The organism is Massilia cavernae, from assembly GCF_003590855.1.
Taxonomy (GTDB): Bacteria; Pseudomonadota; Gammaproteobacteria; order Burkholderiales; family Burkholderiaceae_D; genus Telluria_A; species Telluria_A cavernae.
On sequence record NZ_QYUP01000059.1, the window covers coordinates 1 to 9143 of the forward strand.

Below are 9143 nucleotides of genomic sequence, written 5' to 3' on the forward strand. Positions count from 1 at the left end.
GGTCATGCGCACGCGGTCGCCGTGGATCGGGTTGGCCACCGCCAGCGCCGCGTGGTTCAGCGCGACACCGGAATGATCGGCGAGATAGAAGCGCATCAGCGGGACGATGCCTTCGAAGTCGTCGCAGCGCAGCACTCGCACCGCGCCAAATTCACCGGGCGCCGTCTCCAGCGCCAGGCGCGCGTGGGTGGCACCGATGTCGGCCAGCAGGCGCGGGCCGTCGGCAAACGCGCTGCGCGCCAGCTTGTGGGACTCGGCGTGGTGGGCCATGCCGCTTACGCTACCGTGCCGAACCAGCCGCCGTATGCCGGCAGCGTTACACGGGTGCCGTCAACACTGCCTTCGAGCCCGTGCCCGCTCATGGCGGCGGCCCCGGAGATTTGCGGCAGGTCAAAGTCCATCGGCTCCGGCCCCAGGTTGAACACGGCGATCACGCCTGGATGTCCGGCCAGGTCGCGGCGCAGCGCCAGCACCGGTTCCGGCGCGTCGAAGAACACGATTTCGCCGCGCGTGAGCTGCGGCGTGTTGCGGCGCCATGCGATCAGGCGGCGTGCGAAGTTGAGCGGCGAGTCCGGATCGGTTTCCTGGACAGATGCGGCAACCGCGATGTGCTTTTCGTCGACCGGCAGCCACGGCTTGCCGCTGGTGAAACCGCCGTTCGGCATGTCGGAGGTCCAGGCGATCGGCGTGCGGCAGCCGTCGCGTCCCTTGAACTCGGGCCAGAAGGTAATGCCGTACGGGTCCTGCAGCAGTTCGTAAGGAACATCGGCTTCGGTGAACGCCAGCTCGTCGCCCTGGTACAGGCAAGGGGTGCCCTTCAGCGACAGCTGCATCGCCAGCACCAGCTTGGCCAGCGCGGGTGTCGGCTTGTCGCCGCCCCAGCGCGTCATCACGCGGATGCTGTCGTGGTTACCTACCGACCAGGAAGCCCAGCCGCCCTTGACGCGCGCCTCGAACTCCTCGACCTGGGTGCGGATGTGCGCCGCAGAGAACTGCGGCGTCAGCAGGTTGAAGCTGTAGGCCATGTGCAGCTTGTCGCCGTCCGCGGTGTATTCCGCCATCACGCCGAGGGCATCGTCCGCGCCCACTTCGCCGATCGCCACCGCGCCGTATTCGTTCAGCAGCGAACGGATCTTCTGCAGGAAGGCCAGGTTCTCGGGGCGGGTCTTGTCGTAGATGTGCGACTGCATGCCGTACGGGTTCACGTCGGTGACGGTGGCGGTGTCGCGCTTGGTGGCGGCCGGATTGCTGCGCAATTCGGTGTCGTGGAAGTGGAAGTTACATGCGTCCATGCGCACGCCATCGACGCCGCGCTCGAGCCAGAAGCGCAGGCTTTCCAGGTGCGCCTGCTGCACTTCCGGATTATGGAAGTTCATGTCCGGCTGGCTGGCCAGGAAATTATGCAGGTAGTACTGCTTGCGGCGCGAGTCCCACTGCCACGACGAGCCGCCGAACACAGACAGCCAGTTGTTGGGCGGGTTACCGTCCGGGAGCGGGTCGGCCCAGACATACCAGTCGGCCTTTGGATTGTCGCGGCTCTTGCGGCTCTCGACGAACCACGGGTGGACGTCGGCGGTGTGCGACATCACCTGGTCGATCATGATTTTCAGGCCAAGGCTGTGCGCCTTCGCGATCAGCGCGTCGAAATCGGCCAGGGTGCCGAACATCGGGTCGACGTCGCAGTAGTCCGAAATGTCGTAACCGAAGTCCTTCATCGGCGACTTGAAGTACGGGGACAGCCAGACGATGTCCGCGCCCAGCTGCGCGATGTAATCGAGCTTCGCCGTGATGCCGCGCAGGTCGCCGACGCCGTCGCCGTCCGTGTCGAGGAAGCTGCGCGGGTACACCTGGTAGATGATGGCTTCGCGCCACCACGGGGTTTGTTGATCGGATTGCAGGACAGGTTCTTTGGTCATGGTCGAGGGTCCAGTGAAATGCACAAAGGGATGTTTGTACACAATATACATGACTTATCAAGCTTTTACAATTCTTGCGATGGCATTCAAAATCCAACTAAATCACATAAAATCAATCACTTAAGTTAAATATGCACAAAATCATCCATACGTCTCGGTAGTCAAACTACACTCCATTTTTTGCCCCGGCAATTAAATGTTGCGATCGTTCCAGCTTGGGCTTAGCATCGCGTCTGTTTAAAACATTCGGAGTGGCAATGTCGCAAGTAGAAACCCAAGACGGGATGGGAAAACTGCCCCGGCAGATCCCGTTCATCATCGCGACCGAAGGGTGCGAACGATTCAGCTTTTACGGGATGCGCAATATCCTCACCCCCTTCCTGATCAGTACCCTGCTGCTGTTCATGCCGGAGCCCGACCGCGCGGGCGAAGCCAAGCACGTGTTCCACACCTTCGTCATCGGCGTGTACTTCTTCCCGCTGCTGGGCGGATGGCTGGCCGACCGCTTCTTCGGCAAATACGACACCATCTTCTGGCTAAGCCTCGTCTACTGCGCGGGCCACGCCTGCCTGGCGATCTGGGACGAAAACCTGAACGGCTTCTACCTCGGCCTGTTCCTGATCGCGCTCGGCTCGGGCGGCATCAAGCCGCTGATCTCCTCGTTCGTCGGCGACCAGTTCGACCAGACCAACAAGGGCAAGGCCAAGATCGTGTTCGACGCCTTCTACTGGATGATCAACTTCGGCTCCTTCTTCGCGTCGCTGCTGATGCCGATCTTCCTGAAGGACTTCGGACCGTCGATCGCCTTCGGCATTCCGGGCGCGCTGATGTTCATCGCCACGATGATCTTCTGGTCCGGCCGCAAGAAGTACATCAACGTCCCGCCTGCGCCGCCTGATCCGAACTCGTTCACCCGCGTGGCGCGTACCGCACTGCTGGCGGCAAAGCCGGGCGAATCGCGTCCGGGCCTGATGATGGCCGGTGTTGGCGTCGTCGGCGCCCTCACCTCGTTCGCGATGATTCCATCGTGGGGCTTCGTCATCGCAGCATGTACCGCACTGGTGCTGCTGCTCGCCTTCGGCGGCATCGGCACCTCGATGCAGCTTGAACGTGCGCGTGGCATCCATCCGGACGAAGCGGTGGATGGCGTGCGCGCCGTGATGCGCATCCTGATCGTGTTCGCACTGACAACCCCGTTCCATTCGCTGTTCGACCAGAAGGCCTCGACCTGGATCGTGCAGGCGCAGTCGATGATGCCGACCGTGTCCGCGTTCGGCACCACGTTCAACATCCTGCCGGCACAAATGCAGGCACTGAACCCGCTGCTGGTGATGATCCTCATCCCGCTCAACAACCTGGTGCTGTATCCGATGCTGCGCGTGATCGGCATCGAGCCGACGGCGCTGCGCCGCATGGCGACCGGCATCGCGTTCTCGGGACTGTCGTGGATCGTGATCGGCTCTATCCAGGTATCGATGGACGCCGGCGAACCGATGTCGATCACCTGGCAGATCCTGCCCTACGCGCTGCTGACCTTCGGCGAAGTGCTGGTATCGGCGACCGGCCTCGAATTCGCATACAGCCAGGCGCCTAAGTCGATGAAGGGCGTGATCATGGCGTTCTGGTTCCTGGCAATTACCGTCGGCAGCCTGTGGGTCCTGATCGTCAACGCAGCGGTCAAGAACGAAGCGGTGATCTCCCAGATTGCGAACAGCGGAATGGGGGTGATCGCATTCCAGATGTATTTCTTTGCCGCGTTTGCGTTCGCGGCCGCCCTCGCCTTCGCCTGGTACGCTACGCGCTACCGCATGGTCGATAACTACCGCATCAGCACCGCACTCGCGGCAGCCTGATCGCCCCCCCCCAACCCCTCCCGCCACACGGCCGGAGGGGTTTTTTTACAACTTTCAACGTAGTAAAGCTACACATATTCGGCTACCATAGGTGCAGAAGCAGACCAGTCACGTCCCTAAATCATGTAATTTAATAACACAATATCAGAGACCAGCCATGCGAAACCCTTCCCGCCACGTCCTCGCCCGCCTTTCGATCGCAAGTGCCGCCGCATGTACCGCAAGCGCCGCCCATGCCGCCATACCGCTCGAAGCCTGCAACAGCGACGGCTTCGAAAGCGTGGTCCACGCTTCGCCGGCCCGTTACGAGGCGCGCGCGGTGTGGCTGAACCGGCACCTCGTCAAATGGCCGGGCGCCGACGCGTCGGCCAGCTTCCGCCTTTATCACTCGCCTGCCGCATCGATCAAGGCCAGCGTGGGCGGCAAGGTAGGCGGAGCGGCGGGATCGCTGCCGCTGGCCGCGCTCAAGGGTGAAGTGCCGGCCGGCGCGGCCGAGCGTTTCAAGTACGTTGCGCCGGGCCCGGTGTTGGCAGTCGCGCCGGCAGACGTGCCGAAGCTGGCCGGGCTGCACACGCAGCAGCTGGTGCTGGTGCAGGAAGACGCCAACGGCAACGTCGTTGCTGCCACGCGCATCCAGGCCGCCGGTGCGCTGGACGATATTTACGCAGCTGCAGGGAAGGTGGGCGGCCTTGGCGCCACGCCCGGCAAGCAGCGCACGGTGTTTAAGCTGTGGGCGCCGACCGCGCAGCAGGTGGCGCTGTGCACCTATGACTCCGGCAGCGGCAAGGCCAATGGCATCGAAGCGATGACGCGCGATGCGGCCACTGGCGTGTGGAGCGCTGCAAAGGCGGGCGACCAAAGCGGCAAATACTACAAGTACGCGGTCGACGTCGTGGTGGACGGCGCCGGGGTAGTGCGCAACATGGCGACGGACCCATACTCCGTCAGCGTCACGACCGACTCGAAGCGCAGCTACATTGCCAACCTGTCCGCGCCAGCCCTCAAGCCTGCGGGCTGGGACAAGCACAAGTCCCCTTCCACGGTGAAGGCGCAGACCGACATGACGATCTACGAACTGCACGTGCGCGACTTCTCGATCAACGACGGCACCGTCACCGCCGCCAACCGCGGCAAGTACGGCGCGTTCGGCGAGACCGGTTCGAACGGCATGAAGCACCTGGCAGCGCTGGCGCGCGCCGGCATGACCGACGTCCACCTGCTGCCCGTGTACGACATCGGCAGCGTGCCGGAAAAAGGCTGCGCGCAGCCGAAGCCAGTGGGCAGTCCCGACAGCGAAGCGCAGCAGGCGCTGGTGCAGAAGACGGCCGAAACCGACTGCTTCAACTGGGGCTACGACCCTTACCACTACAGCGCCCCGGAAGGCAGTTACGCGAGCGACCCGGCGGACGGCGCGCGCCGCATCGTCGAATTCCGCGACATGGTCATGAACCTGCACCGCGCAGGGCTGCGGGTTGGCATGGACGTCGTCTACAACCACACCTTCGCCTCCGGGCAGAAGGAAAAGTCGGTCCTCGACCGCATCGTCCCGGGCTACTACCACCGGCTGAATGCGATCGGCGGCGTCGAGCAATCGACCTGCTGCGACAACACCGCGACCGAGAACCTCATGATGGGCAAGCTGATGGTCGACTCGGCCGAGCTGTGGACGCGCGAATACAAGATCGACTCGTTCCGCTTCGACCTGATGGGCCACCAGCCGCGCTCCGTGATGGAGCAGCTGCAGAAGCGCGTCGACCAGGCCGCCGGACGGCATATCCAGCTGATCGGCGAAGGCTGGAACTTCGGCGAAATAGCGGATGGCGCGCGCTTTGTGCAGGCTTCGCAGCTGTCGCTGAACGGCAGCGGCATCGGCTCTTTCAGCGACCGCGCCCGCGACGCCGTGCGCGGCGGCTCGGCCGGCGACTCGGGCGACAAGATGATCAAGCTGCAGGGCTACATCAACGGCATGGCGTACGACCCGAATGCGTCGGCGGAAAAGCGGACGAAGGAAGACCTGATGCGCACCGCCGACATGGTGCGCGTGGGACTGGCCGGCTCGGTGCGGACGTATGAAATGACGACGGCGAAGGACACGAAGCAGAAGCTGCAGGACATCGACTACGGCGGACAGCCTGCGGGATACGCCAGCCAGCCGGACGAAGCGGTCAACTACGTCGAGAACCACGACAACCACACGCTGTACGACGTCAATGTCTTCAAGCTGCCGGTGGCGACGACGACGGCGGACCGCGCGCGGGTGCAGATGCTGGGCGCCGCGATCAACGCCTTCAGCCAGGGCGTGGCCTACTACCACGCCGGCATCGACACGCTGCGCTCCAAGTCACTGGACCGCAACAGCTTCAACTCCGGCGACTGGTTCAACCGCATCGACTGGAGCTACCAGGACAACTACTACGGCACAGGGCTGCCGCGCGAAGAAGACAACGGCAAGGACTACGCGCTGCTCAAGCCCCTGCTCGCAAACCCCGCGCTGAAAGCCGCGCCTGCCGACATCGCCTACGCGCGAGACGTCTTCCGCGACCTGCTCGCGATCCGCGCCAGCACCACGCTGTTCCGCCTGCGGACCGCCGATGACATCAGGCAGCGCCTGCGCTTCTTCAATACCGGATCAACCCAGGAACCGACCGTCATCGCCGCCCGCATCGACGGCAAGGGCTACGCGGGAGCCAACTTCAAGGGCGTAAGCTACTTCATCAACGTCGACAAAGGTCCGCACACCCTGGCGATCAGCGAAATGAAAGGCAAGGCGTTGCGCCTGCATCCAGCGCACAGGTCCGACAAACGCGTGTTCGAAGCAAGGTTCGACAGCGCCACCGGCACCTTCACCATCCCTGCCCGTACCGCCGTAGTTTTCGTCGAGTAATTCGCGCCTTAAAAATCAAGCACTTATAAATCGGGGTCATATAAATCGGGGTCAGACCCATATCGTTATACACAAGTCGGAAGCCGCTCCCAGCTTAGCTAGAAATATCGTTAACTTTCAATGAGTTGCAGATGGGTCTTGTAAACTTTGGCGAGATCGCGTTTACTCTTTCATTTTGGGTGACGCATTGACCAAGGTAGCGCAGCGCTGGACGGATCACGAGTTTGCAGGACTGGCCCTTGGGGATGCCCGCCTCGACAAGAGGGCAAGAATAATGATGGAACGACTTTCGGCAAAGCCGACGGCCAGCATCCCGCAGGCGTGCGATAGCTGGAATGAGACGTGCGCGGCCTATCGGTTCCTCGGCAACGACGATGTCACGTGGGAGGGCATTCTTGCCCCGCACTGGACGCGGACGCAGGAGCGCATGAGCGCGCATCGCGTGGTGCTCTGTATTCAGGACACGACCGAGCTTGATTTCAACGGACAGGAAACCGAAGGTCTTGGCCCGCTGAACTACGAAGCGCGGCGCGGCATGTATCTTCATCCGACCTATGCGGTCACGCCGGAACGCGAACCGTTGGGAGTGCTCGATGCCTATATGTGGGCGCGAGAGCAACGCGGTGCGGACGGGGTCCGTCCTGGGCAAAGTGAGAGCGCACGCTGGCCCGAAGGCTATGAACGCCTCGCGGAGATGGCGCCCGAGATGCCGGACACGCGGTTGGTGTACGTGGCCGACCGGGAAGCCGACATGGTAGCGATGATGCGTCGCGCGCGTGACTTGGGAACGCCTGTCGATTGGTTGGTGCGTGCCAAACACAATCGCTGCTTGCCCGACGGCGGCGACGACAAGTTGTGGGCCTATACGACCAAGGGCGAGGCAGTTGGAGAAATTACCTTCAAGATGGGTCCCCGTGACGAACAGAAAGCGCGTACCGTTCGCCAGCAAGTCTGGTCCCGCGCAGTCGAGATATCGGATGGCAAAGGTGGACGCATTACCGCAACCTGCATCGTGGCGCGCGAGATCGGCGCGCCCAAAGGCGTCAAGCCCGTCGAATGGCGCTTGCTGACCAACCGCCAGGCATCGACAGTTGAGCAAGCTATCGAGCTGATCGAATGGTACCGGGCACGCTGGGAAATCGAGATCTATTTCAATGTCCTCAAAAATGGTTGCGAGGTAGAGGCATTGCAACTGTCGGCGATCGATCGGATTGAACGCGCGCTCGCACTCTTTATGGTTGTTGCCTGGCGTATCACCAATCTGATGCGGTTGGGCCGAACCTGCCCCGACCTCGATGCCGCGCTGTTCTTCGATCCGGACGAGATCCGGGGCGCTTACCTGCTAACAAAAAAGAAGATGCCGACCGCTCCACCCACGCTCAACGAAATCGTCCGGCTTGTCGCGCAGGTGGGAGGCTTCCTCGGTCGCAAGAGTGACGGCGAACCGGGAGTAAAGACGATTTGGCGCGGACTGGATCAAGTCATGACCGCCGCCGAAACGCTACGCGCGCTGCGCGAAGGACTCGGCTGACTTATGTATAACGATATGGGTCTGTCCCTGAGCCTTCCCCTCAAAAATTGCTTGTAAACAGGCTGGATGCCTGTTAACTTCTAATCCCAAAAACGGCGCATGCATGGCTGTGTTAACCCTTTCGTTTGTAGCGACCAAACTGCGAACGAAAGGAACAGACTATGCATGCAGGACGAATCATACAAGATTTGTTAGCCGATCAATGCCCATCGATACACGCCAAACGCCGGCATTGCCTTGCCTTGATGATTGAGGCGGCGCGGAGTGGCGGGCTTGGTTTGCTGAAGATGAGTAAGTCTGTGCAAGGCTCGAGCTCATTGCGTCATCGCATCAAGCGCTGTGATCGGCTGTTGAGCAATCCCCATCTGGCGACCGAACGCGTGGAGATATTTCGCGCAGTCGCGCAGCGCGTCTTGCAAGGCCAATCGAAGATCAGCATTATCGTGGACTGGTCCGATTTGTTAGCCGACATCAGCCAACACGTGCTGCGTGCGGCTGTCGTTGTGAAGGGCCGCGCTATCGTCATCTATGAAGAGATACACCCCACCGCGCAGTATGGTGCGGCTTCGGTGCACCGCGAGTTCATGAAGACGCTACGCTCGGTGCTGCCAGCCCATTGTCAGCCCTTGATCATCACCGATGCCGGCTTTCGCGCCGCGTGGTTCAAGATGCTCGATCAACTCGGGTTTGCCTGGATAGGACGCATCCGAAACCGCGACATGGTGACCCCCAGTGGCAAAAGTGACTGGCGCGGTTGCAAAGAGCATTTCGCGGACACGAAGGGACGTGCACGCGACCTGGGGAGCTTCAATTACGTCCGTTCGAACCCTGTGCCATGCCGTTTGGTGATGATCAAGAGAGTACCCAAAGGGCGCACATGCAAGACTGTGTTCGGGAAAAAATCGCAGAGCCACCATAGTAAGAAGCAGAGCGCAGGGCAACGGGAGCCGTGGTTGCTG

6 protein-coding genes are annotated in these 9143 nt (G+C 61.8%); 4 read left to right on the forward strand and 2 right to left on the reverse strand.

The window, feature by feature from the left end; genetic code table 11:
• Positions 1-270 (reverse strand): glucokinase (locus D3872_RS05385; RefSeq protein ID WP_182915696.1); only part of this gene is annotated, 270 nt, incomplete at its 3' end.
• Positions 271-275: 5 nt separating this feature from the next.
• A complete protein-coding gene (locus D3872_RS05390; RefSeq protein ID WP_119809824.1) occupies positions 276-1916 on the reverse strand; it encodes an alpha-amylase family glycosyl hydrolase in 1641 nt (546 codons plus the stop codon).
• Between the two features lie 257 nt (positions 1917-2173).
• Here D3872_RS05390 and D3872_RS05395 point away from each other — a divergent pair, with 257 nt between their 5' ends.
• The 4 genes from D3872_RS05395 to D3872_RS05410 form a co-directional block, all read left to right on the forward strand.
• Positions 2174-3769, forward strand: coding sequence for a POT-type proton-dependent oligopeptide transporter (locus D3872_RS05395; protein WP_119809821.1), 1596 nt, complete (start codon positions 2174-2176; stop codon positions 3767-3769).
• Between the two features lie 157 nt (positions 3770-3926).
• Positions 3927-6653 (forward strand): alpha-1,6-glucosidase domain-containing protein, encoded by a 2727-nt coding sequence (locus tag D3872_RS05400; protein ID WP_119809822.1) that lies wholly within the window; start codon positions 3927-3929, stop codon positions 6651-6653.
• 175 nt (positions 6654-6828) lie between these two features.
• The gene (locus D3872_RS05405; protein WP_441295136.1) at positions 6829-8184 is read left to right on the forward strand and encodes an IS4 family transposase; all 1356 of its coding nucleotides are present in this window, start codon (positions 6829-6831) and stop codon (positions 8182-8184) included.
• Positions 8185-8471: 287 nt separating this feature from the next.
• Positions 8472-9143 (forward strand): IS4 family transposase (locus D3872_RS05410; RefSeq protein ID WP_182915697.1); only part of this gene is annotated, 672 nt, incomplete at its 3' end.

Bases quoted from the DNA above. Each gene is read 5' to 3' on its own strand.
- D3872_RS05390 (WP_119809824.1), bottom strand. From the start codon at position 1,916: ATGACCAAAGAACCTGTCCTGCAATCCGATCAACAAACCCCGTGGTGG.
- D3872_RS05395 (WP_119809821.1), top strand. From the start codon at position 2,174: ATGTCGCAAGTAGAAACCCAAGACGGGATGGGAAAACTGCCCCGGCAG.
- D3872_RS05400 (WP_119809822.1), top strand. From the start codon at position 3,927: ATGCGAAACCCTTCCCGCCACGTCCTCGCCCGCCTTTCGATCGCAAGT.